This window comes from Haloferax sp. KTX1 (assembly GCF_902410085.1).
GTDB lineage: Archaea > Halobacteriota > Halobacteria > Halobacteriales > Haloferacaceae > Haloferax > Haloferax massiliensis.
Window position 1 is genome coordinate 225443 of record NZ_CABPRH010000002.1, and the last position, 25279, is coordinate 250721.

At 68.7% G+C, this 25279-nt stretch carries 29 protein-coding genes; 18 read left to right on the plus strand and 11 right to left on the minus strand.

From position 1 onward, the window contains the following. Positions 1-129: 129 nt before the first annotated feature. The 3 genes from radA to htpX form a co-directional block, all read right to left on the minus strand. Positions 130-1161: a DNA repair and recombination protein RadA gene (gene radA, locus FY251_RS05405; protein WP_148413789.1), complete on the minus strand. Its 1032-nt coding sequence runs from the start codon at positions 1159-1161 to the stop codon at positions 130-132. A 254-nt stretch (positions 1162-1415) separates the two neighbouring features. Continuing rightward, positions 1416-2021: a hypothetical protein gene (locus tag FY251_RS05410; protein ID WP_148413790.1), complete on the minus strand. Its 606-nt coding sequence runs from the start codon at positions 2019-2021 to the stop codon at positions 1416-1418. Positions 2022-2027: 6 nt separating this feature from the next. Further along, entirely contained in the window at positions 2028-2909 is an 882-nt protein-coding gene (gene htpX / locus FY251_RS05415; protein ID WP_148413791.1) for a zinc metalloprotease HtpX, read from the minus strand. 124 nt (positions 2910-3033) lie between these two features. Between htpX and FY251_RS05420 the strand changes: the two genes are divergently transcribed. Then, on the plus strand, positions 3034-3675 hold the full coding sequence (locus FY251_RS05420; RefSeq protein WP_148413792.1) for a phosphoribosyltransferase: 642 nt from the start codon (positions 3034-3036) through the stop codon (positions 3673-3675). A gap of 37 nt (positions 3676-3712) precedes the next feature. Further along, complete coding sequence (locus FY251_RS05425) at positions 3713-4843, plus strand: 60S ribosomal export protein NMD3 (protein ID WP_148413793.1); 1131 nt, start codon at positions 3713-3715, stop codon at positions 4841-4843. Between the two features lie 137 nt (positions 4844-4980). Here the strand turns inward: FY251_RS05425 and FY251_RS05430 are convergent, their stop codons facing one another. The 3 genes from FY251_RS05430 to FY251_RS05440 form a co-directional block, all read right to left on the minus strand. After that, positions 4981-5175: a UPF0175 family protein gene (locus FY251_RS05430; RefSeq protein ID WP_089777198.1), complete on the minus strand. Its 195-nt coding sequence runs from the start codon at positions 5173-5175 to the stop codon at positions 4981-4983. Between the two features lie 405 nt (positions 5176-5580). Then, a complete protein-coding gene (locus FY251_RS05435; protein ID WP_148413794.1) occupies positions 5581-7497 on the minus strand; it encodes a helicase C-terminal domain-containing protein in 1917 nt (638 codons plus the stop codon). Between the two features lie 81 nt (positions 7498-7578). Beyond that, the gene (locus FY251_RS05440) at positions 7579-7782 is read right to left on the minus strand and encodes a hypothetical protein (RefSeq protein WP_004045177.1); all 204 of its coding nucleotides are present in this window, start codon (positions 7780-7782) and stop codon (positions 7579-7581) included. Between the two features lie 118 nt (positions 7783-7900). Here FY251_RS05440 and FY251_RS05445 point away from each other — a divergent pair, with 118 nt between their 5' ends. The 3 genes from FY251_RS05445 to FY251_RS05455 all read left to right on the plus strand — a co-directional run bounded on the left by FY251_RS05445 (position 7901) and on the right by FY251_RS05455 (position 10604). Further along, a complete protein-coding gene (locus tag FY251_RS05445; RefSeq protein ID WP_148413795.1) occupies positions 7901-8785 on the plus strand; it encodes a YkgJ family cysteine cluster protein in 885 nt (294 codons plus the stop codon). A gap of 96 nt (positions 8786-8881) precedes the next feature. Next, a complete protein-coding gene (locus FY251_RS05450; RefSeq protein WP_148413796.1) occupies positions 8882-9814 on the plus strand; it encodes an NAD(P)H-binding protein in 933 nt (310 codons plus the stop codon). A 94-nt stretch (positions 9815-9908) separates the two neighbouring features. Further along, positions 9909-10604: a hypothetical protein gene (locus FY251_RS05455; RefSeq protein ID WP_148413797.1), complete on the plus strand. Its 696-nt coding sequence runs from the start codon at positions 9909-9911 to the stop codon at positions 10602-10604. 30 nt (positions 10605-10634) lie between these two features. Here FY251_RS05455 and FY251_RS22480 read toward each other — a convergent pair whose 3' ends face one another. Further along, complete coding sequence (locus tag FY251_RS22480) at positions 10635-10811, minus strand: DUF5786 family protein (protein ID WP_004968847.1); 177 nt, start codon at positions 10809-10811, stop codon at positions 10635-10637. A gap of 167 nt (positions 10812-10978) precedes the next feature. Here FY251_RS22480 and FY251_RS05460 point away from each other — a divergent pair, with 167 nt between their 5' ends. After that, on the plus strand, positions 10979-11986 hold the full coding sequence (locus tag FY251_RS05460) for a DUF5784 family protein (RefSeq protein WP_148413798.1): 1008 nt from the start codon (positions 10979-10981) through the stop codon (positions 11984-11986). Positions 11987-12077: 91 nt separating this feature from the next. Here FY251_RS05460 and FY251_RS05465 read toward each other — a convergent pair whose 3' ends face one another. Further along, a complete protein-coding gene (locus FY251_RS05465) occupies positions 12078-12362 on the minus strand; it encodes a hypothetical protein (protein WP_004968845.1) in 285 nt (94 codons plus the stop codon). 133 nt (positions 12363-12495) lie between these two features. On the opposite strand from FY251_RS05465, the gene FY251_RS05470 reads away from it, so the two are divergent. Beyond that, on the plus strand, positions 12496-13290 hold the full coding sequence (locus FY251_RS05470; protein WP_148413799.1) for a PHP domain-containing protein: 795 nt from the start codon (positions 12496-12498) through the stop codon (positions 13288-13290). Between the two features lie 75 nt (positions 13291-13365). Next, the gene (locus tag FY251_RS22485; protein ID WP_004045157.1) at positions 13366-13530 is read left to right on the plus strand and encodes a DUF6757 family protein; all 165 of its coding nucleotides are present in this window, start codon (positions 13366-13368) and stop codon (positions 13528-13530) included. 80 nt (positions 13531-13610) lie between these two features. On the opposite strand, the gene FY251_RS05475 is transcribed toward FY251_RS22485, so the two are convergent. Further along, positions 13611-14123 carry a DedA family protein gene (locus FY251_RS05475; protein WP_148413800.1) on the minus strand — a complete coding sequence of 171 codons (513 nt, stop codon included), beginning with the start codon at positions 14121-14123 and terminating at the stop codon, positions 13611-13613. Positions 14124-14227: 104 nt separating this feature from the next. Here FY251_RS05475 and hemB point away from each other — a divergent pair, with 104 nt between their 5' ends. From hemB to FY251_RS05510, 7 genes are all read left to right on the plus strand, one after another. Further along, positions 14228-15211, plus strand: a complete 984-nt coding sequence (gene hemB, locus FY251_RS05480; RefSeq protein WP_148413801.1) for a porphobilinogen synthase — start codon at positions 14228-14230, stop codon at positions 15209-15211. A 343-nt stretch (positions 15212-15554) separates the two neighbouring features. Beyond that, a complete protein-coding gene (locus FY251_RS05485) occupies positions 15555-16973 on the plus strand; it encodes an ammonium transporter (protein WP_148413802.1) in 1419 nt (472 codons plus the stop codon). Then, a complete protein-coding gene (locus FY251_RS05490; protein WP_148413803.1) occupies positions 16970-17335 on the plus strand; it encodes a P-II family nitrogen regulator in 366 nt (121 codons plus the stop codon). The genes FY251_RS05485 and FY251_RS05490 overlap by 4 nt, the downstream gene beginning before the upstream one ends. A 379-nt stretch (positions 17336-17714) precedes the next feature. Then, a complete protein-coding gene (locus FY251_RS05495; RefSeq protein ID WP_148413804.1) occupies positions 17715-19094 on the plus strand; it encodes an ammonium transporter in 1380 nt (459 codons plus the stop codon). 3 nt (positions 19095-19097) lie between these two features. Further along, entirely contained in the window at positions 19098-19469 is a 372-nt protein-coding gene (locus FY251_RS05500) for a P-II family nitrogen regulator (RefSeq protein ID WP_148413805.1), read from the plus strand. A gap of 183 nt (positions 19470-19652) precedes the next feature. Beyond that, a complete protein-coding gene (locus FY251_RS05505; RefSeq protein WP_148413806.1) occupies positions 19653-20360 on the plus strand; it encodes a CPBP family intramembrane glutamic endopeptidase in 708 nt (235 codons plus the stop codon). Between the two features lie 115 nt (positions 20361-20475). Beyond that, on the plus strand, positions 20476-21813 hold the full coding sequence (locus FY251_RS05510; RefSeq protein WP_148413807.1) for a glutamate-1-semialdehyde 2,1-aminomutase: 1338 nt from the start codon (positions 20476-20478) through the stop codon (positions 21811-21813). Positions 21814-21847: 34 nt separating this feature from the next. Here the strand turns inward: FY251_RS05510 and FY251_RS05515 are convergent, their stop codons facing one another. Together FY251_RS05515 and FY251_RS05520 are read right to left on the minus strand one after the other, a co-directional pair. After that, the gene (locus FY251_RS05515; RefSeq protein ID WP_148413808.1) at positions 21848-22081 is read right to left on the minus strand and encodes a hypothetical protein; all 234 of its coding nucleotides are present in this window, start codon (positions 22079-22081) and stop codon (positions 21848-21850) included. A gap of 6 nt (positions 22082-22087) precedes the next feature. Next, positions 22088-22477, minus strand: coding sequence for a hypothetical protein (locus FY251_RS05520; protein WP_148413809.1), 390 nt, complete (start codon positions 22475-22477; stop codon positions 22088-22090). A gap of 124 nt (positions 22478-22601) precedes the next feature. On the opposite strand from FY251_RS05520, the gene hemC reads away from it, so the two are divergent. From hemC to FY251_RS05535, 3 genes are read left to right on the plus strand one after another with little or no spacing between them, the layout of a single operon-like run. Then, complete coding sequence (hemC, locus tag FY251_RS05525; RefSeq protein WP_187367353.1) at positions 22602-23675, plus strand: hydroxymethylbilane synthase; 1074 nt, start codon at positions 22602-22604, stop codon at positions 23673-23675. A 1-nt stretch (position 23676) separates the two neighbouring features. Then, on the plus strand, positions 23677-24531 hold the full coding sequence (gene cobA, locus FY251_RS05530) for a uroporphyrinogen-III C-methyltransferase (RefSeq protein ID WP_148413811.1): 855 nt from the start codon (positions 23677-23679) through the stop codon (positions 24529-24531). Further along, positions 24528-25271: a uroporphyrinogen-III synthase gene (locus FY251_RS05535; protein ID WP_148413812.1), complete on the plus strand. Its 744-nt coding sequence runs from the start codon at positions 24528-24530 to the stop codon at positions 25269-25271. The genes cobA and FY251_RS05535 overlap by 4 nt, the downstream gene beginning before the upstream one ends. Positions 25272-25279 lie beyond the last annotated feature (8 nt).

Genomic DNA, 25279 nt, shown 5'->3' on the forward strand with positions numbered 1-25279 from the left:
ATGGGAACCGAGAGACGGCGCGGCCGCTCGGGCGACGGGGGAAGGGGAGAATGTGGGGTGAGCGGAGGGCGTGTGGGGGAACGGGGACCGCGGAGTCGTGTGAAGTCGGCCGACCGACCGAGCGTCGGCTTACTCGGGCTTGAGACCGGCGTCCTGCACGCGCATGATGGCCTCGCCGTCGGCGAGGTTCGGCGCGTCCACGAGGCGGACGATACGCTTGTCGCCCTTGGACTTGCGGAGGTAGATGCGGAACGTCGAGGTGTGGCCGAGGATGTTGCCGCCGATGGGCTGGGTCGGGTCGCCGAAGTAGGAGTCGGGGTTCGACGCGACCTGATTCGTCACGAGGATGCCCGTGTTGAACAGGTCGCCGATGCGCATCAGGTCGTGGAGGTGCTTGTTGAGCTTCTGCTGGCGCTCGGCGAGTTCCCCGCGGCCGACGTACTCGGCGCGGAAGTGAGCGGTGAGCGAGTCCACACAGAGGAGGCGGACCGGCCACTCGGTGTCCTCGTGTTCGCCGGCGAGTTCCTTGGCCTTCTCGGCGAGGAGAATCTGGTGGTTGGAGTTGAACGCCTTGGCGACGTGAATCTTGTCGAGGAAGTCGTCGACGAGCGCCTTCATCGTCTCCTCGTCGTCGATGGAGCCCTCCATCTCGCGGTCTTCGAGCGTCGCTTCGAGCGCCTCGTCTTCGAGGCCGCGGACCATGTCGTCGATACGCTCGGGACGGAACGTGTCCTCGGAGTCGATGAAGATACAGCCGCCGCCGAGGCCGCCGAGTTCCGGCGGGAGCTGGACGTTGACCGCGAGCTGGTGGGTGATCTGGGACTTCCCGGCACCGAACTCGCCGTACACCTCGGTGATGGACTGCGTTTCGAGGCCGCCGCCGAGGAGTTCGTCCACCTCGTCTATCTGCCAGCTCAGCTTGCCGATCTGCTGGCGTCGTTCGAGGACCATCGAGCCGGTCTCGAAGCCGCCCACGTCGGCCGCGTCGCGGGCCGCGTTGATGATGTCGGAGGCCGTGCTGGAGCCGATGTCGGCCTTGTTCGACAGTTCGCCGGGGCTGGCGACCGCGATGGACTGATAGCTGTCGTAGCCGGTGTCGGTGAGCTTGTCGGCCGTCGCCGGGCCGACGCCGGGGAGACTTTCGAGGTCGTCTTCTGCCATATCCAGTCGTTCCGCCTATACCCTCATAAACCCTCGTTAACAGCGAAGTGAAAGTGAAAACGGGCGACGCGGTGGGGTCGGAAATCGGGTCGGTGCGGAGGTTCAAGGGCGATGTCGCGGGGACGGAGACGAACCGACAGGAGACCGAGCGGGTTCCGAAGGCGACTGAGAGCGCGGGCCGGCGCGAAAGTAGAACAGAATCGAAGCGGTCGGGAGTCGGTCGCGGGCGAGTCAGGAACGCCGGAGGCGCGCGGTCACTCCCACGGGTGGCCGTTCGGCGTCGAGGGCCACAGCGGGTACCAGTAGCTCTCGTCGTCCTCTATCTCCAGTTCGCCGTCGAGGACGGATTCGAGTTTGAACTCCAGGCTCTGGTTCCGCGACGAGGTGCCCTGCGGGGCGAAGGGGTAGTACGCACCGCGGCGGAACGAGTAAATCCAGTAGGCGCGGTCGCCGTCGCGCTCGAAGCCGAACAGGGCGGCGAGCAGGCGCGACCCGTAGCCGCGCTCGATGAACTCGTCGGCGGCGAAGTGGACGCTCGTCACGAGGTCCTCGGGGTCGTCGTCGGCGAGGACGACCCAGTTGTAGCCGTGACCGTCAGTGTGCCGGCGGAACTCGGTTCCGGTCTCCTCGCTCCCGGCGGTGAGGATGTCCTCCACGGCGTCGACGGTGTCGGCGAAGTCGGTGCTGTCGACGGAGGAGAAACACAGCGCCGCCTCGTCGGCCGAATCGAATCGGAGGTCGGCTTCCATCGTCAGGTACGCCGTGCTCATCCCGAAGAGGTCCTCGGGGTCCGCCTTGGTGGTCGCGTCGGACTCGGCGCTGATGCCGAGCGCGGCGCGGAATGAATCGAACAGCCCCATCGGCGCTCAGACGGTCTCCATCTCGCGCTCCATGTCGCGGAGGCGCTCGACGCGGTTCTCGGTGGAGGGGTGAGTGCTGAACAGGCGACCGATGAAGTCCGACTTGATGGGGATGATGAAGAACGCGTTCATCTCCGAGGAGTCGCGCATGTCGCGCTTCGGGACGTTGTCCATCCGGCCCGAAATCTTGAGGAGCGCGGACGCCAGCGCCGAGGGGCGGCCGGTGATGACGGCGGCCCCGCGGTCGGCGGCGTACTCGCGGTACCGCGAGAGCGCCCGAATCAGGAGGTACGAGATTATCCAGACGACGAGCGACGCGATGATGGCGACGATGACCGGCACGTTCTGTCGGTTGTCGTCGCCGCCGAAGAGCCAGCCCCAGCGGACGATGAGGAAGGCGATGCTGGAGAGGAACGACGCGATGGTCATGACCATCACGTCGCGGTTCTTCACGTGCGCGAGCTCGTGGGCGATGACGCCCTCTAACTCGTCGTCGTCGAGGGTGTCCATCAGGCCGGTCGTCACGCAGACGGCCGAACTCTTCTGGGAGCGCCCCGTCGCGAAGGCGTTCGGGACGCGCGTGTCGGCGATGGCAACCTTCGGCTTCGGGAGGTCCGCCTGCTGGGAGAGCCGACCGACCATCGCGTGGAGCTTTCGGGCCTGCGGGCCGTCGTCCTCGTCGACGACGCTCGCGCCCATGCTGTACAGCGCGATTTTGTCGCTGAAGAAGAACTGCGCGAAGAGGAAGACGCCCATGAACCCGGCCATGACGGCGAGGCTCTGGAAGTAGGCGAACAACACCCCCGCGAAGACGATGTAGAGGGCGAACAGGAGGAACATCGTGAGCGCCATCCGCCCGCGAAGTCCCCAGTCCGGTTTCCAGTTCATACCACCTGATTAGTAATCCGGCTAATAAACGCTGTTGGAGTGCGAAGCTGTCGCACGCGACCGCCCGACTCGTGAAGAATCGGGACACACCGTTTTGCCGCGGGAGCGCGTAGTTCCGGGTGACATGTTCGCCGATAGGGAAGACGCGGGCCGCCGACTGGCGGACCTGCTCGACGAGAGAGACGAGACGGCGGACCTCGTGTTGGCCATCCCGCGGGGCGGGCTCCCCGTCGGCAGGGAGGTCGCGGACCGCCTCAGAGCGCCGCTCGACGTGGTTGTCGCGTCCAAGGTCGGCGCGCCGGGCAACCCCGAACTCGCCGTGGGGGCGGTCGCGGGCGACGGGAGCGCCTGGTGGAACGACGACCTGCTCTCGTATCTCGACGTGGGCGACGACTACCTCGACCGAGAGCGCGAGCGCGAGGCCGAGGCGGCCAGAGAGAAGGTGTCGCTGTACCGCGGCGGCGACCCGCTTCCCGACGTGGCCGGAAAGCGCGTGGTCGTCGTCGACGACGGCGTCGCCACGGGCGCGACCGCCCGTGCGTGCCTGCGACAGGTCGTCGCCGGCGGCGCGGAGCGCGTCGTTCTCGCGGTGCCGGTCGGGCCGCCGAACACCCTCTCGGACCTCGAAGCCGAGTGCGACGCGGTCGTCGCGGTCGAGTCGCCGGAGGCGTTCGGGGCCGTCGGCGCGTTCTACCACGACTTCGCGCAGGTGTCCGACGGGGAGGCCGCATCCTACCTGCGCGACGGGGCGGGCGGCGAGCCGTGACGCCGAACTTAAGCGGTCGAACGGACTAGAGCCGTCAATGAGCGAATCCCGCGACTTCTGCCCTCGGTGCGGCGACCCGGTTCCGGAGCGGCCGGAACCCCTCCCCGGGATGCCGCGCGAGCGAGACGACGTGCTCTGTGACTCGTGTTACTTCGAGGACTTCGACCTCGTGGACGCGCCCGACGAGGTGCAGGTCCGCGTCTGCGCGCAGTGCGGCGCGATTCACCGGGGCAACCGGTGGGTCGACGTCGGCGCGCGCGACTACACCGACATCGCCATCGAGGAGGTGTCGAACTCCCTCGGCGTCCACCTCAACGCGGAGGAGGTCCGCTGGGGCGTCGAACCCGAGCAGGTCGACCAGAACAACATCCGGATGCACTGCCACTTCTCGGGCGTCGTCCGCGGCACGCCGCTGGAGGAGTCCGTCGTCGTCCCGGTGAGCATCGCCCGCGAGACCTGCCAGCGCTGCGGCCGCATCGCCGGCGGCTACTTCGCCAGCCTCGTGCAGGTCCGCGCCGACGACCGAACGCCGACGACGGAGGAGGCCGAGACGGCAATCGAAATCGCCGAGTCCTACATCGCCGAACGCGAGGACAAAGGCGACCGCAACGCCTTCATCACCGAGGTGAACCGGACGCCGGACGGCCCGAACATCAAGATATCGACCAACCAGATGGGAAGCGGCGTCGCGAAGCAGATTCGCGAGCGCTTCGGCGGCACCATCGAGGAACACCCGACGCTCGTCACGGAAGACGGCGACGGCAACGAGGTCTACCGCGTCACCTTCGTCGCCCGCCTGCCGCGGTACACCGCCGGCGACGTCATCGACCCCGAGGACGGCGACGGCCCGGTGCTGGTGCGGAGCAACCGCGGGCGACTCAAGGGGACGCGGCTCACCTCCGGCGACCCCTACGAGTCGGAGTTCGAGGAGGGCGAGCGCCCCGAGGCCGAGGACCTCGGCTCCGTCGAGGACGCCGAAGAGACCACCGTCGTCACCGTCGAGGACGAACACGCCGTGCAGGTGCTCGACCCCGAGACGTACGAGGCGAAGACCATCCCGCGGCCGGACTACTTCGACCCCGACGCCGCGATGGTGCCGGTCCTCAAGAGCCACTCGGGACTGCACATCCTCCCCGAGGAAGCCGTCGACGACGAAGACGAAGAGTAAGCAGAACAGGACGAAACGAGGGCAGAACAGAACGCGGCGACGACGGCGTTCGGATTTTCACGAATCGTGGGCGATCGGAAACCGAACCGAGAGCGCGGTCGCTGGAACACGGGCGATAATCGAACGACGGAGCAGAATCAGTCGGCGCTGGCCGGCCGGTCCGCAGAGAGGGACGCGGTCGGCGCGTCGTCTTCGTGCACGGGGACGCCGTGGCGCTGGAGGGCGAGGAGCAGGTCGTCCTCGGAGTAGCCGGAGCGAGCGGCCGCCTGCGAGAGTGTGAGTGCCCCGCTACGATACAGTGTCATCGCCGTGGCGAGTGCGTTGGTGTGCATGGCCGATACTCCACCATTCAGGGGCATCGGTGTTAACTATTTCGTGAGAAAGCGTGTCAAAGACAAAGTTAGGTGAACTATAGCTTTACATGCGTCACCAAATCACCGAGACTCGTTCGTCAAACAGCTAAGACCATTAACAATCATTGAGGAAATGTATCGGAGGCGGCGACTCTCTTGGACACTGTGGCGATTTTTGCCGTTCAGACGGGACGTGATGGCATGACACCGTCGGGGCGACCGCGCCGACCGAAACGCGGTTATCACCCGTGGAAATCGGTTCAGAAACGTTAATTACCGGCCGGCCGACCCACGCCCATGGACAGACAGCAGTTCCTCGCGCTGACGCTCGTCGCGCTCATGATCGGGTCGTCGCTGTTCTCCGCGGCCGCGTTCGTCCTGTAGTCACTCGCCCCACACGTCGGAAAGCGGGTGGTTGCTCCGGCCGCCGTCGTCGGAGTCGCCGGACGAGCGGCCACCGCTACGACCACCGGAACCGCCGGCCGACGCGCCGCCGGAGCCGCCCGCGCGACTTCCCGAGGACCCCGAACCGCGAGTCGAGTCGCGCCGCGAACCGGAGCCCGAGCCGGACCCGGACGTACCGGACGACCGGCTCGCCGAGCCGCCGAGGTTCGCGGTCCCGCCGGTCGCGTCGCCCGCGTTGCCTCCGCGGCCGCCGGCCGCGACGGGGTCGAACTCGGGGAGGTCCGGTTTGGACATCCGGTCGACCTGCGCGGCGAACCAGTCGGGCATGTCCGTCCGCGTCTTGTCGAACAGTTGGAGCAGACTGCTGTCGGCGACGTAGGTGTCGCCGTAGTCGTCGGGCGCGCGCACGACCCGGCCGCACGCCTGAATCACGGTCCGGAGGGCGGCGCGGCGGTACCACGCCCACTGGCCGTCTTCGAGGCGGCGGGCGACTCTGGAGTCGTTCGTGTTGAGATACGGCGCTTTGCAGAGCACCTGCCAGCGACAGAGGTCGCCCTTCAGGTCCAGCGCCTCCTCCATCTTCACCGAGAGGAACACCTCCGGGCGGTCGGTCGCCTTCCACGTCTCCAGTTCGACGTTTCGGTCGTCGCGGTCGTGACCGCGGATGCGGTTGCCGAGGCCCATCTCGGCGAGGCGGCGGCGAAGTTCCGCCTGAATCGCATACGAGTGGCAGTGAATCAGCCCCTTCTCGTCGGGGTGTTTCGCCATCAGGCGAACGGCGAGCCGGGCGATTTTGGGCAGCGTCTCGTCCCGGTGCTCGTAGGTCATCTTCCCCTGCGTCACGTCGTACAGCGGCCGGTTCTCGACGGGGAAGGTGTGTTCGACGTCCACGAGCGCGACCGTCGAGGGGTCGAGGCCGACCGAGCGGCAGAACGCCGCCTTGTTGAGGATGGTCGCCGACAGGAGCGCGAACTTGTTCCCGCGGTCCCAGACGGTGTGTTTGAGGTACTTCGCGGGGTCGAGCGGCTTGATGGCGATTGGCGATCCCTCGCCGTCGTGCTGGTCGACGACCCACGTCGTCGGGCTCTGGGGGTCGCGGTAGTCCTCGACGAACCACTGCAGTTCGCCGATGAGTTCCTGGAGTCGGTCGCGGCGGGCGGCCTCCTCGGGCATCAGTTCGGACTTCGTCAGCAACTCGTCTTTCTCGCGCTTGCAGACGCCGACGAGCGTCTCCGCGAAGCGCGAGGCGCGCTCGACGGGGTCGCCCGCGGCCGCCACGTCGGGGACGCCGATGTCGTCCCACACCGGCACGGTCCGGGGCTTCAGGTCGATGGTCGCGTACATCTCTGCCCACTCGGCCAGCCCGTGGGCCTCGTCGACGACCACCACGTCGCGCTTTCTGAACACGTCGGAGCCGGCGGTCTGCATGAAGTACGCGAGCGTCATCGCCGCGATTTGGCGGTTCGACGCGATGGCGCGGTCGGAGAAGTACGGACAGCGGTGCCGGACCGAGCAGTCGAAACCGCGCTTGCGGGCGCAGGGGGCGCGGTCGACGGGCGTGTCTTCCTCCCCGCGGATGATGCAGTTGTAGTTGGACTTGCCGCGGATTATCTTGAGGTCCGAAAGCAGGTCGTCTTCGGCCACGTCGTCCAGTTGCGACACCTGCGGAGTCGTGTAGTAGGCGTCGGTCGCCTGCGCGGGCGAGGTCTCGTCGACGGTCGCCGCCGACCCCGCGATGGCGCGGGCGAGAAGCGACTTGCCGCTCCCGGTCGGCGCGCGGACCAAGACCACGTCGTTGCCGTCGGCGAAGGCGTCGCGGATGTCGCGCAGGGCCCGCTCCTGCGCGCCGCGGAAACTGGGGGCCGGAAACGAGTCGATGATGCGCGACGGGTCCACGGTCGATGGAGTCCTCGGACGGGCCTAAATCCACCGCTCCGGGGTGCGGTCGCGGCATCGCCGGACCCGAGAAAGCCGAGCCTAAAGCGCCGCCACGTCCTCGGCCGTCGGTTCGCGGTCGCCCGGGAGTCGCTCCATGCAGTCGAAACAGAGGAAGTGTTCGGAGCCGTCGACGAGTTCCAGCGTCATCCCCCCGGACGACGAGGTGGGGAAGTTCCAGAGGTCGCCGATGCCGCCGGCGATGCGGACGCCCTTCCCGCAGGCGTCGCACGGTTCGGAAGTCATGAGGGAACCGAGGGCCCGAGGCGGCAAAAGCGCCCCGCCGCGCCGCCGGGGGACGGAATCGGCCGACGCCACCGACCCGCCGGGAGGTTCTTGTCGGTTGGCGTATAACTTTCGTGGCATGCGCGTCGACTGCGAAGGCTGTGCGGGCTGCTGTATCGACTGGCGACCGGTCGCGCCGGTCCCGCTCGACCACGAGCGCCGCGGGCCGCGCGCGCCGCTCGACGACACCTACAACCTCGTCCCGCTGACCCGCGACGAGGTTCGGGACTTCGTCGATGCCGGGCTGGGCGACGTTCTCACCCCGCGGCTGTGGGAGGCGTCGCCGGGCGAGGGCGTCGAAATCGACGGGGTCGAAGTCGCCGCAATCGCCGGGAAGCCGGCGTTCTTCGTCGGCATGCGCAAGCCGCCGAAACCCGTCGCGCCGTTCGGGCTGGAGCGGACGTGGCTCCGCGCCTGCGCGTTTCTCGACCCCGAGACCCTTCAGTGCCGCATCCACGACACCGAGTTCTACCCCGACGAGTGCGCCGAGTACCCCGGTCACAACCTCGTCCTCGAACAGGAGACCGAGTGCGAGCGCGTCGAGCGACACCACGGCGGCGAGCGCCTGCTCGACGACGCGGCCCCGGACGACCTCCACGGCCTGCTCCTCGGCCCCCACGCCCTCGGCGCGAAGGTGTTCGTCCACCCGGACCCCGAGCGGTTGGCGGGGACTATCGACCACCTCAAAACCCGCGAACTGACCCCCGAAGACCGCGCGGAGTTCGTCGGCGTCGCGGTCGGGTCCCACCCCGGTTCGACCGAGGTCGACGGCGACCGCGCCGCGCTGGCGCGTGCGAAGACGCTCGAAAGCGAGTCGTGGGCGGGCGAGGCCGTCGCCGCGTGGGACGCGGTCGCCGGTCGCCTCGGGAGCGCGGCCGACGAGACACCCGACTCCGACGAGGTCGAAGTCGCTCGCGGCGCGCCGGAGACGCCCGGGTGGGACGCGGTTCGCGGCGACGGCTGAACCGGAGGCGGCGGCGGACCGACGAGTGGTCGCGGGCAGTCGCCGGTCGGTCGGACGGGCGACACGTTAACGTCGTGAGCGGCGCTATCGTACGACATGAAAGTGCTCGTGACCGGTGCGACCGGGTTCGTCGGCCGGCACCTCGTGCCCCTCCTCCTCGACGCCGGCCACGACGTGGTCGTCTTCGTCCGCGACGCGGCGCGCTACGACGGTCCGCCCGGCGCGGCGGTGGTCGAAGGCGACATCTTCGAACCGGCGACGCTCGCCCCCGCGATGGCGGGCGTCGACGCGGCGTACTACCTCATCCACTCGATGCACGCCGGCGGCGACTTCGAGGCGCGCGACCGCCTCGCCGCCCGCAACTTCGTCGACGCCGCCGAGTCCGCCGGCGTCGGGCGAATCGTCTACCTCGGCGGCCTCGGCGAGGACCGCGACCGACTCTCGGCGCACCTGCGGTCGCGCCGCGAGGTCGAACACATCCTCGCGTCGGGCGCGCCCGAACTGACGACCCTCCGGGCGGCCATCATCGTCGGCGCGGGGAGCGCGAGCTTCGAGATGGTCCGGCAACTCGCCACGCGCCTGCCGGTCATGGTGACGCCGCAGTGGGTCGAGACGCGGTGTCAACCCGTCGCCATCGCGGACGTGGTCGCCTACCTCGCGGGCGTCCTCGACCACCCCGAGACGGCGGGCGAGACCTACGAAATCGGCGGCCCGGACGTGCTCACCTACCGCGAGATGCTCCAGCGCGTCGGCGCGCAGTTGGGCCACGCGCCCCGAATCGTCCCCGTCCCCGTGTTGACGCCGCGGCTCTCGTCGTACTGGATCGGGCTCGTGACCGACGTGGACACGGGCGTCGCCCGGCCGCTCATCGAGGGGCTGAAAAACCCCGTCGTCGTCGGCGACGACCGCATCCGCGACATCGTCGCGGTGGACGAGACGCCGTTCGACGCCGCGGTCGAGCGGGCGCTCCGCGAGGAGCGCGAACTGCGGGGACACGCCGCAGAGCCGGCGTCGACGACCCCGACGTGAACGGGACGCGAACCGCCCGTCCGCGTGCCCCGAATGCCCCGAGCGCCCCGAGCGCGGCGGCGATTGATATACCGCCGGGCCGTAGGAGCGGGACATGAACGACGCCCCGGAGTACGGCGAGACGTGGGTGTACGAGAGCATCGTCGGCGCGCTCCCGGGCGTGAACATCGGCGAGGCGGGCGCTATCGCCCTCCAAATCGCCGTCTTCGAGGTCGCGGTGCTCGTCTTCGCGTGGGTGTACGACCTGTGGGCCGCGGCGGTCGCGGGCACCGCGGCCATCGTCGTCGCGGCCGCGGGGAGCGTCGTGATGCTCCGCATGGGCGAGTGGACCCGCGCCGCGAGAGTGCCCGCGCCCTATCGACGCCTGCTTTTCGGGTCGAGCATCGAGGTCGTGCTGGGCGTGCTCGCGTTCGTCGCGCTCGTGACGCACCTGTTCGTCTTCGACCCCCAGCAACCGGGAACGCCGCTCATGACGACGCTGTTCGGCCCGGAACCGCCGGTCGTGGTCGTCTACCTGACGCTGCTCGTGCTCTGGGACCTCTGTTACCGAATCGGCACGTCGTGGTGGGCGGCCGTCGTCGGCCTCTGGGGAGCCGTCCGCTATCGGTTCGACGGCCCGACCGCCGAGACGGTCAGGCGAGTGAACCTCCTGAACGTCGGCTTCGCGGTCGCGCAGGTGCTGTTGCTCCCGTTCGTCGCGGACCAGCCGGTGCTTCTGTTCGCGGTCGGCGGGCACGTCGTCGCCGTGACCGTCGTCTCGGTGACGGCGGCGGCGCTGACGAGGACGTGAGGGTACGCAGGAACAGGACGAGGGGAACGGTCAGTCGTCGGACTTCATCCGCTTGAACTGTTCGAGCAGCGCGTCGGTCGAGTCGCCGGAGTCGTACTCGACACTGCCGCGGTAGGTCTTCCGGTCGTCGTCGGTGCCGGGTTCGACCTGACTCGTCATCCGCTCGCGGCGTTCGTGTTCGGCTTCGTCGTATGCCCCCATTGACATGGTTCGACTTACCATGTGTGACTGTAGCACATATAACTATCGGAGCGATTCACAATCGTGATATTCGTGAGGGTTCGGGGTTCCTGAGCTCGGAGGCGGGGTGGACGGAACCGAAATCAGGGGCCGCGGCGGGAAAGGGTAAAAGCAATCGCCGAACTACACCGTGTGTGGCACGCCCGCTTCGCTTTCGTTACGCCCCCGGACGCTGGGACGAGTCGCGCATCGCCCGCGACGTCTTCCAGCCGCTCGACGCCAACCTCGGCGCAGAGATGGGTGCGCCGTGGTACGCACCGCCCGACGGCTACGAGGCCCGACGGTTCGACATGGACAACGGCGACACCGCGCTGTTCGCGTGGACCGACGACCACGCCTACTGGATAGGCAACACCGAGACCCCGAGTTCGCTGTGGCGGACCGACAAGGAGGGCTTCGACGAGGCTCCCTTCGAAATCTCCCGGTGGGCCCAGCGCGAACTCATCGCCGAGCTGTTCGACCAGTCGCCGTGGCTGAAGCCCTATCCGCACCTCTCGTGGTTCTTCCTCCCGGTGTTCCTCTCGAAGGACGGCCGCGAGACGACCCGCGAGTTCTTCCACGACCACGCGGCGGGCTTCCCCGACGCGACCCGCGAGGAGGCGCTTGCGTTCTACGAGTCGTTCTTCGCCACGGGCGTCCTCGACGAGTACCGCGAGGTCATGGCCGGAAAGCTCGGCACCTCGGAGTACTTCGACCCGATACGGATGGCCGCGGCGATGGGCGAGTTCGACGTGGCGTACCTCCTCGACGAGGCGGGCTACGACATCACGCCCGAAATCGCCGTGGCGACCGGCCACTCCATCGACTTCCGCGCCGAGAACACCCGCGCGGGCGGCGCGCTCATCGAGGTGACGCGCCCGCTCCCGCCGAACCGACGCTCCGTGAGCAACCCCGTCGCCGCGATTCGCGACACGGCCCAGACCAAGACCAACGGCGAGGGCCAACTCGCCGAACACGGCGGCGGCGTGACGCTGTTCGTCGACTGCTCGTCGTTCCCCGACGACGACTGGGCCGCCATCATGGGCGAGAAGCCCGACGTTCGGCACCGGCCGGCCGTCGTCTTCCGCCTCCGGCCGTCGGGGCAGGTCGAAGGCTACTCGAAAGGGTCCGTTCCGGTCGACCTGCCGTGGCTCTCCGACTGACGGGTCGTCGACGACTCGACGAGCGAGACGCCGAGCCGACGGCTCAGGGGTCGCGGTCAGAAAGAAAATCGGAGTGAGACGAGAACCGACCTCAGAACGAGACCATCTCTGGTCCGTTCTCACCGAGCGGGGACGGGTCGCGGTCGCTGTAGTACCGACGACCGATCGCCTCGTGGCCGACGCCGGTGAAGAGGGCGTCCCGCACGTCCTGCGGGCACGTGTACGTCTCGTCGCCGAGACGGGCCAGAATCTGTGCGACGGTCTCCTGGCCGTTCTGTAGCTCGATTACTTTGTCGCCGTACCGCTGGGCGAAGTCGGTCGAGCTAATCGGGTATTCGTGGCGATCGATGGCGTCGCCGAGTCCGTTCAGGCGCATTACACCCACAGCTGGGCCTCCCACATTCTTAATGATTTTCCATGTATTTGATTAGTGGCATTGGAGTCCTTAATTGTCCTTAATGATGTATTCGGGCGCAACGTTTGTCTCCCCCTCGCCCCGACCACGACGCATGGACGACAGCCCGCCGGTCGCGGACCTCCATCTCCACACGACCGCCTCGGACGGTCGACTCACCGTCGACGCGCTCCCCGACGCCGCCCGCGCGGGCGGGGTGGACGTGGTGGCCGTGACGGACCACGACCGCTACCACCCGGACCTCGACGCGCCGGTGGTCGAACGCGACGGCGTGACAGTCGTCCGCGGCATCGAACTGCGCGTCGACGCCGGCGACCGCCGGGTCGACCTCCTCGGCTACGGCCTCAGGGAGCGGCCCGCTCTCGTCGAGACGGTCGACCGACTCCAGCGCAACCGCGTCGAGCGGGCGCGGGAGATCGTCGCGGCGGTCGAAGCGGAAACCGGGGTCGACCTCGACATCGACATCCACGACGGGGTCGGCCGGCCGCACGTCGCCCGCGCAATCGACGCCAGCGACGCGCCCTACGACTACCAGGGCGCGTTCGACGAACTCATCGGCGCGGACGGCCCCTGCTACGTCCCGCGCGACCTCCCGACGTTCGACGACGGCGTCGCGGCCCTGCGAGACGCCTGCGACGTGGTCGGCCTCGCACACCCGTTTCGCTACCGCGACCCCGCCGGCGCGCTCGAACTCTGTGCCGACCTCGACGCCGTCGAGCGCTACTACCCCTACGGGTTCGCGGTCGACCGCGACCTCGTGGACGAGGCCATCGAGCGCTACGGCCTGCTCGCCACGGGCGGGAGCGACGCCCACGACGAGACGCTCGGCCGCGCCGGGCCGCCGGAGACCGACTTCGCCCGGTTCGCCGCGGCGGTAGACGGTCTCTAACCGTGTTAGTCCGTGAATAACACGGAACGTGCCGTGGGGCGTAGAGTTAAATCCTATCGGAACTGAAGGGGCGGTATGCAGTGTCACTACTGCGACCGTGAGGCCGCATACGCCGCCGAGAAAGACCACATTAAGGTCGGCCTCTGCGAGCGACACTTCCGCAAGCGGGTCGAGGAACTCGCCGAATCCGAGGAACTCGCCGCCCTGAAGGAAAAACTCGATATTAACCGAACAAAGTGACGGCCGCCCCACCGCTGTCCCTCCACTAACGCCCGCCTACCGCCGCCGCGCCGGGTCGCCGCGCGCGGCCCCGCGTCCGCTCACGCGAGCACCTGTCCACCGAACACGTACAGCGCCGCGAGCGCGCTCTCGAACACGACGGTCCCGAGCGCCGAGAGCGCGACGAACCGCTTCGCCGACATCCCGGACAGCCCGGCCGGCACGGTGAGCATCCCGCGCGTGAACAGCATCGCGTTGCTCAGCGGAACGACGACGGGGCCCCAGCGGTCGAACCAGCCGTCGAACCGGTCGAGGGAGTCTTCGCCGACGCGGAACCACGACCGCGACAGGAGGTACTCGCGGCCGCCCCGCTTGGCGACGAGGAACAGCCCGACCTGACCGACGGTCGCGCCGAGCACGGCGACGGCGAGTATCGGTATCAACAGTCGTTCGCCGACCAGCGCCAGCGCCCCGGGCACGAGGAGTTCGCTCGGCGCGATATAGAGGAGCATCGCGCCCTCCAGTACGAACACGAAAAAGAGGGCGACGAGGGCGAGGTCGGACGCGAGGAGGTCCCGGAGGAAGTCGGGGAGTTGGGCGGTGAAAGCGCTCATGGCTACGCGTGCTTCGAGCGGCATCATGTTCATTATGGTTTGGATAACATGGCGCGACACGACGGGAGCGACGGCATTTTGCCGCCGCCGACCGAACCCGACGTATGGAGTTCACCGACCGTCCCCGCAGGCTTCGAACCGACGGGATTCGCCCGCTCGTCTCGGAGACGACGCTCGACGCGACGGACCTCGTCGCGCCCGTCTTCGTCGACGCGACGACCGACGAGCGCGTCCCCATCGAGTCCATGCCGGGCCACGAGCGCGTGCCCGTCGCCGAGGCGGCCGACCGCGTCGCCGAGGTGCGCGAGGCCGGCGTCGAGGCCGTCATCGTCTTCGGTATCCCCGAGTCGAAAGACCCCGAGGGGTCGCGCGCGCACGCGCGAAACGGGGTCGTACAGGAGGCCGTCCGCGCCATCACCGCCGAGACGGACGCCTACGTCATCACCGACGTCTGTCTCTGTGAGTACACCGACCACGGCCACTGCGGCGTGCTGGAGGACCACGCCGAAGCGGACCCGACGCTGACGGTCGAAAACGAACCGACCCTCGACCTGCTCGCGGAGACGGCCGTCTCCCACGCCGAGGCGGGCGCTGACATGGTCGCGCCCTCGGCCTCGATGGACGGCATGGTCGGCGCGATTCGCGCCGCGCTCGACGACGCCGGCCACGACGAGATACCGATCATGTCCTACGCCGCCAAATACGAGAGCGCCTTCTACGGGCCCTTCCGCGACGCGGCCGACGGCGCGCCGGCGTTCGGCGACCGACGGCACTACCAGATGGACCCGGCGAACGCCCGCGAGGCGCTGCGAGAGGTCGCCCTCGACGTCGAACAGGGCGCGGACGTGCTGATGGTCAAGCCGGGCCTCCCGTACCTCGACATCGTCCGCGCCGTCCGCGAGGGCTACGACCACCCGGTCGCCGCCTACAACGTCTCCGGCGAGTACGCGATGCTCCACGCCGCCGCCGAGAAGGGCTGGCTCGACCTCGACGAGGTCGCCCGCGAGTCGCTCCTGTCGATGAAGCGGGCGGGCGCGGACCTCATCATCACGTACTTCGCGGAACGCGTGGCACGGACCCTCGACTGAGTGTCGAACGCGCGGGGCGGCCGCTCGCAAACGCCACGTTCGAACGCCGAACCACGGGGCACGATACCGCGGTGCGCACGGCCAAAACACACTTGTCAGGCAACATTTTCCTGAACGTTCGTCCACAGAAGTTCCGCGAATATCAAAATCCCTGGACGATATACAACCTTATATGCGTAATATTCTAGCCTATTTTGTGCAGTTGTGGTATTACGCCCCGCTAAATTTGACAAAATCAACCCCACACTTTATGTACTGACTCACCATGAAGCCGAACCGTGATGAAGCACCAGAATCCACACGGATACGGAGCAAAAGTAACTGAACGGTCACCGGAGACCGCATGGGGTGGGCAGTCGTGATTCCGCTGCAGGTCGACCCGAGCGTTATCGCGCAGGGGGTCAACTACGTCTGGATCCTCGTCGTCTCGTTCCTCATCTTCTTCATGCAGCCGGGCTTCGCGCTCTTAGAGGCAGGGCAGGTACGCGCGAAGAACGTGGGCAACGTGCTGATGAAGAACATGACCGACTGGGCGCTCGGCGTGCTCGTCTACTTCCTCGTCGGCGCGGGGGTCGCGACGATCGTCGGCGGCCTCACGTCGCCCGGCGGCTTCGACGCCGCCGCCGCGTTCTCGTACATCGGCGACTCCGGCGCGTGGATTGACTGGCTCTTCGGGGCCGTCTTCGCCATGACCGCCGCCACCATCGTCTCCGGCGCGGTCGCAGAACGCATGGACTTCCGCGCGTACATCGTCTTCGCGGCGACCATCACGGGAATCATCTACCCCGTCGTGCAGGGCCTGACGTGGTCCGGCGGCCTCCTCTCGGGAAGCGGCTACATCGGTGCCGCCCTCGGCGTCGGCTACCTCGACTTCGCCGGTGCGACCGTCGTCCACATGTGCGGCGGCGTCGCCGGCCTCGTCGGCGCGAAGATGGTCGGCCCGCGGAAGGGCCGCTTCGACTCGAACGGCGACAGCCAGCCCATCCCGGGCCACTCGATGCTGCTCGCCGTCCTCGGCACGCTCATCCTCGCGTTCGGCTGGTACGGCTTCAACGTCGGCACGCAGGCGACCGTCCTCGCGGCCACCGAAAGCGGCGGTCTGGAGTTCATGGGTGCCGCGCTCGGTCGCGTCGCCCTCGTGACGACCCTCGGCATGGGCGCCGGCGCGGTCGCCGCGATGCTCGTCTCGACGAGCTACCAGGGCAAGCCCGACCCCCTCTGGATGGCGAACGGCCTGCTCGCCGGTCTCGTCGCGGTCACCGGCGCGGTCCCCCACGTCACGTGGTGGGGCGGCCTCGTCCTCGGCGCGCTCGGCGGCGCAATCGTCCTGCCCGCGTACCGCTGGACCGTCGACTCGCTCAAAATCGACGACGTGTGTGGCGTCTTCGCCGTTCACGGCGTCGCGGGCGCGGTCGGTACGGCGCTCATCCCCGTCTTCGCGGTCGGCGGCTTCTCCGGCACCCAGCTCGTGATGCAGGTCGTCGGCGTCGCCGTCATCGCCGCGTGGACCATCCTCGCATCGGCAATCGTCTTCGCCATCACGGACGCCATCTTCGGCCTCCGCGTCTCGGAAGAAGAGGAAGAAGAAGGCCTCGACGCCGGCGAACACGGCGTCTCGGTCTACCCCGAATTCGTCGGCGACGCCGGCCCCGACGGCGCGCTCGGCTCGCCCACGGCGACCGACGGCGGTAGCGACGTGCGCACCGACGGCGGCGTCGTTGAAGACGAGACCGTCGAAGCCAACGGAGGTGACGGCCAATGAGCGACGAGGCCGACGAACAGGGCATCAAGATGGTGATGGCCATCATCCGCCCCGACAAGCTCTCCGACGTGAAGACCTCGCTCGCGGAGGCGGGCGCGCCGTCGCTCACCGTCACCAACGTCTCCGGCCGCGGCTCCCAGCCCGCCAAGAAGGGCCAGTGGCGCGGCGAGGAGTACACCGTCGACCTCCACCAGAAGGTCAAAGTCGAGTGCGTCGTCGCCGACATCCCCGCCGACGACGTGGTCGAGGCCATCGCCGACGCCGCCCACACGGGCGAGAAAGGCGACGGGAAGATATTCGTCCTCCCCGTCGAGAGCGCGGTCCAAGTCCGCACCGGCAAGGAGGGCAATCCGGCGGTCTGAGCGCGCACGGACGACCGAAACCGACCTGACGTCTCCTTTCGCCGCTCTCGCCGCGGTCCGCGCGAGTGCGCATCCGACCGGGGTTCGACGAACGCCCCCGACCGATTCTATTACTAATCCGACACTACGTTCGTAGGATTGCGTGGCAACATTTGTTCTCCGAGTGCCAACCTTACGCCCTTATACAACACATATGTCCCCTTATATCGGACGTATGTCTCTCAGAACCCCTTTTTGTAGACGTTTGTCAACGCGAACCGTTATATGAACGTCTGTAGATAGCATCTCACATGGTTCGCGAGACATTCGGTCGCGAATCGAGCACCAATATGAACGACTGTCCAACTTCAGAACTCGAACCGTTCGCCGGAGGCACCGTATGTTGACACCCTTGCAGACCGACCTCGCGACGGTCGTCGAGGGCGTGAACCTCGTGTGGGTCCTCACGGTCACGTTCCTCATCTTCTTCATGCACGCCGGCTTCGCCATGCTCGAAGCCGGGCAGGTCCGCGCGAAGAACGTCGCCAACCAACTGACCAAGAACCTGCTGACGTGGAGTATCGGCGTCATCGTGTTCTTCCTGCTCGGCGCGGCCGTGTCGTCTATCATCGCCGCCCTCACCAGCGGCTCCGCGCTGGACATCACCGACATCACCGAGGCGTTCATGAGCCTCTACGCGCCCGACGCCTCCGCGACGACGGCGTGGGTCGACTGGCTGTTCGGGGCCGTCTTCGCCATGACCGCCGCCACCATCGTCTCCGGTGCCGTGGCGGGCCGCGCTCGGCTCCGCGCGTACCTCACGTACACCATCCTCATCGCGGGCGTCATCTACCCCGTCGTCGTCGGCTTCACGTGGGGCGGCGGCTTCCTCGACGCGCTCGGCTTCCACGACTTCGCCGGCGGCATGATCGTCCACGGCATGGGCGGCATCGCCGGCCTCACCGCGGCGTGGATTATCGGTCCGCGCATGGACCGCTTCAAGCCCGACGGCACCGCGAACGTCATCCCCGGCCACTCCATCACCTTCGCCGTCCTCGGCACGCTCATCCTCGCGTTCGGCTGGTACGGCTTCAACGTCGGCACCGCCGCCGCGCCCCTCGCGTACGCCGACGGCGGGGTCACGCTCGGCTCGTTCGCCTACGTCGGCCGCGTCGCCCTCGTGACCACCCTCGGCATGGCCGCCGGCGCACTCGGCGCGGGCGGCGTCGCCATGTACAAGACCGGCAAGGTCGACACGCTCTACGTCGCGAACGGCGTTCTCGCCGGCCTCGTCGGCATCACCGCCATCGCCGACGACATCGTCTGGCCGGGCGCGCTGGTCGTCGGCCTCCTCGCCGGCGCGCAGCTCCCGGTCGTCTTCGAGTTCGTCGAAAAACGGCTCCAAATCGACGACGTCTGTGCGGTCTTCCCCGTCCACGGCTCCGCGGGCGTCCTCGGGACGCTCCTCTACCCGGTGTTCGCCGTCCCGCTTTGGCACGACGGCGCGTCGTTCGTCTCGCTGGCCGTCCCGCAGGTCCTCGGCGTCGGCGTCATCGCCATCTGGACGTTCGTCGCGACCGCTGTCGTCTTCGGCGGCTTCCGCGCCGTCGGACAGGTCCGCGTCTCCTCCGACCACGAGCGCGAGGGCCTCGACACGGCCGAACACGGCGTCGACACCTACCCCGAGTTCGGCTCGCCCGACGCCGACACCGGCATCCGCACCGACGGCTCCGGCGTCCCGAGCGGGGATGGATTCATGACGACGGGACGGGAGGACTAACCCATGAGTGATTCCGACCTTCCGAACGACGGCGACATCAAACTCGTGATGGCCGTCATCCGCCCCGACAAGCTCTCGGACGTGAAGACCGCGCTCGCCGAGATCGGCGCGCCGTCGCTCACCGTCACCAACGTCTCCGGCCGCGGCTCCCAGCCCGCCAAAAAGAGCCAGTGGCGCGGCGAGGAGTACACCGTCGACCTCCACCAGAAGGTCAAAATCGAGTGCGTCGTCGCCGACATCCCCGCCGACGACGTGGTCGAGGCCATCGCCGACGCCGCCCAGACGGGCGAGAAGGGCGACGGAAAGGTGTTCACCCTCCCCGTCGAGAGCGCGGTGCAGGTCCGCACCGGCAAGACCGGGCGCGACGCCGTCTGAACTCCGCCGACCGTTCTCTCGTCGTCGGTCGCGGTCGTCCCGGTCGCTCGTCGCGCCGACGGGCGACGCGCGTCCTCCCTCGGTCGAAGATACCCGGGGCCTCTCGCGGGCCGAGCGTCGAACCCACGCGAAACCGTTTTTCCGCTCCGCACCGAGCGTCGTGACGATGAGCGGTGGCTCCACGTGGTGACTGTCGCGGTCCTCGGCGGGCTCGCCGTCGCGCTGTTCGGGATGGCCGCCGTCGGCCTGCTCGCCGACCGGTACATCGCCGAACCCGACGACCTCCGCGCCGACCTCCTCGTCAGCGACGCCAACAAGTGGGCCGTCTTCGCCCTCCTGTGCGGCTACGTCCTCGTCGTCGAGGGGCGGCCGCTGTCCTCGATGACCGGTCGCTCGCTCGACCCGCTCGCGTTCGTCGCGGTGGTCGGCGGCGGCGTCTTCGTCCTCTTCGCCGCGAACGCGGCGACGACGCCCGTCTTCGACCGACTCGGCGTGGGCGGCCTCGACGAGGGACTGTCGGGGTTGGCCTCGCTGTCGGTCAGACACCGACTGTTCGTGGCCGGGACCGCCGGCGTCACGGAGGAGGTGCTGTTCCACGGCTACGCCATCGAGCGACTGCTCGAACTCACCGGCAGTCCGCTCCTCGCGGGCGGCGTCTCGTTCGCCGCGTTCACCGCGAGCCACGCCGTCGGCTGGGAGCGCGGCGCGGTCGCCAGAATCGCCGTCCCCGCGCTCCTGACGACGGTCATGTACCTCCTCGTGCGCGACGTGGTCGCGCTCGTCTGCATCCACGCGCTCAACGACGCGGTCGGACTGCTGTTGGCCGGGTCGGTCGAGGACGCCGGCGACGCCGACGACGCTGACGCGGCCGCCGACGGGACGACCCGGTAGCCCGCCGCGGTCCCGGTGTTCCAGTCGGGCGGGCGTCTCCCCGTCCGCTGGTTCGCCGGTGGAAGGCGCTGCCGACCCAGTAAGGTCTTTCCCGCGAGCGGTCGAACCGCCGCGCATGAACCACGACGAGTCAAGGGCGCTGTACGACCGCGCGCTGTCCGTGCTCGCCGGCGGCGTGAACTCCTCCGTCCGGGCGACCCAACCGTACCCGTTCTTCGTCGAGCGCGGCGACGGCGCGCACGTCATCGACGCCGACGGGAACCGCTACGTCGACTACGTGCTGGGCTACGGGCCGCTTCTCTACGGCCACGACGCGCCCGAACCCGTCCAGTCCGCGGTCCAGAAGCACGCCGCCGCCGGGCCGATGTACGGCGCGCCGACCGAAATCGAGGTCGAACACGCCGAGTTCGTCGCGCGGCACGTCCCCTCCGTCGAGATGCTTCGGTTCGTCAACTCCGGCACGGAGGCGACCGTCTCGGCGGTCCGCCTCGCCCGCGGCGTCACCGGCCGCGACAAAATCGTCGTCATGCAGGGCGGCTACCACGGCGCACAGGAGTCCACGCTCGTCGAAGGCGGTCCGGGCGGCGCGAAGCCGTCGACGCCCGGCATCCCCTCGTCGTTCGCCGACCACACCATCCCCGTCCCGTTCAACGACGAGGAGACGGTCCGCGAGGTGTTCGAGGAGCACGGCGAGGACATCGCGGCGGTGCTGACCGAGCCGATTCTGGCGAACACGGGCATCGTCCACCCGGTCGACGGCTATCTCGAAGCCCTCCGCGACGTCACCGAGGAACACGGCGCGCTCCTCATCTTCGACGAGGTCATCACCGGCTTCCGCGTCGGCGGCCTCCAGTGCGCCCAGGGCAAGTTCGGCGTCACGCCCGACCTCACGACGTTCGGGAAGATTATCGGCGGCGGCTTCCCCGTCGGCGCGGTCGGCGGCAAGGCCGAGCTCGTCGAGCAGTTCACTCCCGGCGGCGACGTGTTCCAGTCGGGGACCTTCTCGGGCCACCCGGTCACGATGGCCGCGGGCCACGAGTACCTGAAGTACGCCGCCGAAAACGACGTGTACGACCACGTCGACCGCCTCGGCGAGAAGCTTCGGGCGGGCATCACGGACATCCTCGAAGACCAGGCCCCCGAGTACACCGTCGTCGGCACGGACTCGATGTTCAAGACGGTGTTCACGCGCCACGGAGTCGCCGAACGGGCCGACGCCTGCGCCGACGGCTGCGCGCAGGTCGAGTCGTGTCCCAACTACGACGCCTGTCCGAAGACCGGCGCGGACGTGTCGAAGGCGGAGACCGACCGCTGGGAGCGCGTCTTCTGGCAGGAGATGAAAGACCACGGCGTGTTCCTCACGGCGAACCAGTTCGAGTCGCAGTTCGTCTCCTACGCCCACACCGACGAGGACATCGAGGAGACGCTGGAAGCGTACAAAGCGGCGCTATAACCCGAATCGACGATTCACCGGCCGCGCGCTTTTTTCACGACTCCGACCCGCTCGCCCGAGCGAACCCGAGGTACGCCGGGAGTCCGATAACGGCGGCCAGTCCGGCGGTGAGGAAAAGCGGGACGACGCCGGTCGGGTCCGGCGCGAAGATGAATCCGAGCGGGAGCGCGACGACGAACGCGACGCCGAAGATGAGGGCGAGACGAGCGGACCTGTTCACGTCGAAGTCGTCGCCGCGGAGGCCGATAACTGTTCGGTACTTCGACACGAATCCTCACTCGACCCGGAACCGCGCCTCGGCCGCCCGCCACAGCGGCGGGTAGGTCAGGGCGACGCCGACGCCGAGACAGGCCGCCCACGAGACGAGGATACCGACCGGATTCCCGTGGAGTTCGAGGAGAATCAACAGCGGAATCCAGAGGGCGGTCACGACGAGACCGATACCCCAGACGCGGGCGACGAGGCGAAGTCGGAGGGGGCGCGCGAGGAGGAGCGCGAGCGCGACGAGCGCGGCCGAGACGAGGCCGGCGAACCACGGGGGCTCGACGCCGACCGACGAGAGAAACAGGTCGAGCGGCGCGACGACCGAGGTCAGGCCGAACAGGAGGAGCGCGACGACGACGAGGTCGCCGACCTGCCGGACGGCCGAATCGAGGGCGGGCATCGTCCGGGTCGTCGCGCGGGGACTGTATCGGTCTTCCGTTCGGGTTCGGCCCGGCGCGCGGGAGCGAACTGGTGGGCTTTTCAACGCGGGGGCCGGACTGACGCGTATGACTACAACACTTCGCTTGGCGACGCGAGGGTCGGCGCTCGCTCGCGCGCAGGCCGCGGGCGTGCAGGGGGCGCTCGCGGGCCGCCGACTCGACGTCGAACTCGTCGAAGTCGAGACCACGGGCGACCGGATTCAGGACGAACTCATCCACCGACTGGGCAAGACCGGCGCGTTCGTCCGCGCGCTCGACGAGCGCGTCCTCGACGGCGAGGTCGACGCCGCGGTCCACTCGATGAAGGACATGCCGACCGAGAAGCCCGCCGGCCTCGTCGTCGCCGGCGTGCCCGAGCGCGCGCCGGCGGGCGACGTGCTCGTGACGGCCGAGGGCCACGACATCGACGACCTCCCGGAGGGAGCCGTCGTCGGCACGTCGTCGCTCCGCCGACAGGCCCAGCTGCTGAACTACCGCGAGGACCTCGAAGTCGAACCGCTCCGGGGCAACGTCGACACCCGCATCGAGAAACTGCTGGCGACGCACCTCCAGCGCGAACACGAGGCCCGCGTCGAAAACGACAAAGAACGACAGGCGAAGAAGGGCAAGACCGACCACGACGAGGCGTTCGACGAGACCGCAGACGAGTGGTTCGAGGGGCTCACCGAACTCGAACGACAGGCCCTCGGCCGGAAGGTCGAAACCGAGTACGACGCCATCGTCCTCGCGGAGGCGGGCCTCAAGCGAAGCGGCCTCACCGAGAAGGTGAACTACGAGCGCCTGCCGCGGACGACGTTCGTCCCCGCGCCCGGACAGGGAGCCATCGCCGTGACGGCGTCCGATTCGGAGGTCATCGACCTCATCCGCGACAAACTCGACCACCCGCGGACCCGCGTCGAGACGACCGTCGAGCGAACGATTCTCGCCGAACTCGGCGGCGGCTGTATCGCCCCGGTCGGCGTCCACGCCCTCCTGCAGGGCGAACACGTCCACGTCGACGTGCAGGTGCTCGCGACCGACGGCTCGGAGTCCATCAAGACCTCGCGGGACCTCCCCGTCGGGAACCACGCCAACGCCGCCAGCGAGTTCGCGGCGGCGCTCCGGGACCGCGGTGCCGGCCAGTTAGTCGACGCCGCCCGCGAGGAGGCCGAGGAGTGAGATGACGGGGGACGACCGCTCGAACGGAGATACGGAGGAGTCCGCGGCGGGCGTCGGCACGGTCCACCTCGTCGGCAGCGGTCCGGGCGACCCGGAACTGCTGACGATGAAGGCCGCCCGCCTCATCGACGAGGCGGACGTGGTGCTCCACGACAAGCTCCCCGGCCCGGAGATTCTCGGGATGATTCCGGCCGAGAAGCGCGAGGACGTGGGCAAGCGCGCCGGCGGCGAGTGGACGCCGCAGGAGTACACGAACAACCGGCTGGTCGAACTCGCCCGCGAGGGCAACGACGTGGTGCGCCTGAAGGGCGGCGACCCGTTCGTGTTCGGCCGCGGCGGCGAGGAGATGGAACACCTCGCCGACAACGGGATTCCCTTCGAAGTCGTGCCGGGCATCACCTCGGCGGTCGCGGGGGCCGGCGCGGCGGGCATCCCCGTCACCCACCGCGACCACGTGTCGTCGGTGTCGTTCGTCACCGGCCACGAGGACCCGACGAAAGACGAGTCCGCGGTCGACTGGGACGCCCTCGCCGCGACCGGCGGGACGCTCGTCGTCCTCATGGGCGTCGGCAAACTCCCGCTGTACACCGCCGAACTCCGCGAGGCGGGGATGGACGGCGACACGCCCGTCGCCCTCATCGAGCGGGCGACGTGGCCCGACATGCGCGTCGCCACCGGCACGCTCGACACCATCGTGGACGTGCGCGACGAGGCCGACATCGAACCGCCCGCGATCACCGTCATCGGCGAGGTCGCGGCGACCCGCGACCGCGTCAAGCAGTTCCTGCGGGGCGGCGGCGCGGACGCCGTCGCCGAGGCCGACGCGACCGCCGGAGGTGCTGGAGGAGACGAATGAGCCAGCAGGTCCGCGCGGCCGTCTTCCGCCCCGACGACGACCGCATCGAGCGCGCCGTCGAACTCCTCGACTCGCTCGGCGCGACCCCCGTTCCCGACCCGATGCTCGCAATCGAGCCGACCGGCGCGACGCCCGAAGCCGGCGCGTTCGTCGTCCTGACGAGCAAGACCGGCGTCGAACTCCTCGACGAGGCCGGCTGGGAGCCCGGCGACGCGGTGCTGTGCTGTATCGGCCCCGCGACCGCCGACGCCGCCCGCGACGCCGGCTGGACGGTCGACCGCGTCCCCGACGAGTACACCTCGGCCGGGCTGGTCGACCACCTCGCGCCCGACGTGGACGGCGCGACGGTCGAAGTCGCCCGGAGCGACCACGGCAGTGCCGTCCTCACCGACGGCCTGCGCGACGCGGGCGCGGACGTTCACGAGACGGTGCTCTACCGACTCGTCCGCCCCGAGGGAGCCGGGGAGTCGGCCGAGCTGGCCGCCGCCGGCGGCCTCGAAGCCGCCCTGTTCACCTCGTCGCTCACGGTCGAACACTTCCTCGACGCCGCCGCCGAGCGCGGTATCCGCGAGGAGGCCATCGCCGGCCTGAACGACGCCGTCGTCGGCGCAATCGGGCCGCCGACCCGCGACACCGCCGAGTCTCACGGCATCGACGTGACCGTCGTCCCCGACGAGGCGACGTTCGAAGCGCTCGCGGTCGCCGCGGTCGAGACCGCCGCGCCGACGTATCACGAGTGACGTGACGG

What these genes read in the sequence shown, in the direction of transcription:
- radA (WP_148413789.1), bottom strand. Translation starts at nt 1,161, where the DNA reads ATGGCAGAAGACGACCTCGAAAGTCTCCCCGGCGTCGGCCCGGCGACG.
- FY251_RS05410 (WP_148413790.1), bottom strand. Translation starts at nt 2,021, where the DNA reads ATGGGGCTGTTCGATTCATTCCGCGCCGCGCTCGGCATCAGCGCCGAG.
- htpX (WP_148413791.1), bottom strand. Translation starts at nt 2,909, where the DNA reads ATGAACTGGAAACCGGACTGGGGACTTCGCGGGCGGATGGCGCTCACG.
- FY251_RS05420 (WP_148413792.1), top strand. Translation starts at nt 3,034, where the DNA reads ATGTTCGCCGATAGGGAAGACGCGGGCCGCCGACTGGCGGACCTGCTC.
- FY251_RS05425 (WP_148413793.1), top strand. Translation starts at nt 3,713, where the DNA reads ATGAGCGAATCCCGCGACTTCTGCCCTCGGTGCGGCGACCCGGTTCCG.
- FY251_RS05430 (WP_089777198.1), bottom strand. Translation starts at nt 5,175, where the DNA reads ATGCACACCAACGCACTCGCCACGGCGATGACACTGTATCGTAGCGGG.
- FY251_RS05440 (WP_004045177.1), bottom strand. Translation starts at nt 7,782, where the DNA reads ATGACTTCCGAACCGTGCGACGCCTGCGGGAAGGGCGTCCGCATCGCC.
- FY251_RS05445 (WP_148413795.1), top strand. Translation starts at nt 7,901, where the DNA reads ATGCGCGTCGACTGCGAAGGCTGTGCGGGCTGCTGTATCGACTGGCGA.
- FY251_RS05450 (WP_148413796.1), top strand. Translation starts at nt 8,882, where the DNA reads ATGAAAGTGCTCGTGACCGGTGCGACCGGGTTCGTCGGCCGGCACCTC.
- FY251_RS05455 (WP_148413797.1), top strand. Translation starts at nt 9,909, where the DNA reads ATGAACGACGCCCCGGAGTACGGCGAGACGTGGGTGTACGAGAGCATC.
- FY251_RS22480 (WP_004968847.1), bottom strand. Translation starts at nt 10,811, where the DNA reads ATGTCAATGGGGGCATACGACGAAGCCGAACACGAACGCCGCGAGCGG.
- FY251_RS05465 (WP_004968845.1), bottom strand. Translation starts at nt 12,362, where the DNA reads ATGCGCCTGAACGGACTCGGCGACGCCATCGATCGCCACGAATACCCG.
- FY251_RS05470 (WP_148413799.1), top strand. Translation starts at nt 12,496, where the DNA reads ATGGACGACAGCCCGCCGGTCGCGGACCTCCATCTCCACACGACCGCC.
- FY251_RS22485 (WP_004045157.1), top strand. Translation starts at nt 13,366, where the DNA reads ATGCAGTGTCACTACTGCGACCGTGAGGCCGCATACGCCGCCGAGAAA.
- FY251_RS05475 (WP_148413800.1), bottom strand. Translation starts at nt 14,123, where the DNA reads ATGAGCGCTTTCACCGCCCAACTCCCCGACTTCCTCCGGGACCTCCTC.
- hemB (WP_148413801.1), top strand. Translation starts at nt 14,228, where the DNA reads ATGGAGTTCACCGACCGTCCCCGCAGGCTTCGAACCGACGGGATTCGC.
- FY251_RS05485 (WP_148413802.1), top strand. Translation starts at nt 15,555, where the DNA reads ATGGGGTGGGCAGTCGTGATTCCGCTGCAGGTCGACCCGAGCGTTATC.
- FY251_RS05490 (WP_148413803.1), top strand. Translation starts at nt 16,970, where the DNA reads ATGAGCGACGAGGCCGACGAACAGGGCATCAAGATGGTGATGGCCATC.
- FY251_RS05495 (WP_148413804.1), top strand. Translation starts at nt 17,715, where the DNA reads ATGTTGACACCCTTGCAGACCGACCTCGCGACGGTCGTCGAGGGCGTG.
- FY251_RS05500 (WP_148413805.1), top strand. Translation starts at nt 19,098, where the DNA reads ATGAGTGATTCCGACCTTCCGAACGACGGCGACATCAAACTCGTGATG.
- FY251_RS05510 (WP_148413807.1), top strand. Translation starts at nt 20,476, where the DNA reads ATGAACCACGACGAGTCAAGGGCGCTGTACGACCGCGCGCTGTCCGTG.
- FY251_RS05520 (WP_148413809.1), bottom strand. Translation starts at nt 22,477, where the DNA reads ATGCCCGCCCTCGATTCGGCCGTCCGGCAGGTCGGCGACCTCGTCGTC.
- cobA (WP_148413811.1), top strand. Translation starts at nt 23,677, where the DNA reads ATGACGGGGGACGACCGCTCGAACGGAGATACGGAGGAGTCCGCGGCG.
- FY251_RS05535 (WP_148413812.1), top strand. Translation starts at nt 24,528, where the DNA reads ATGAGCCAGCAGGTCCGCGCGGCCGTCTTCCGCCCCGACGACGACCGC.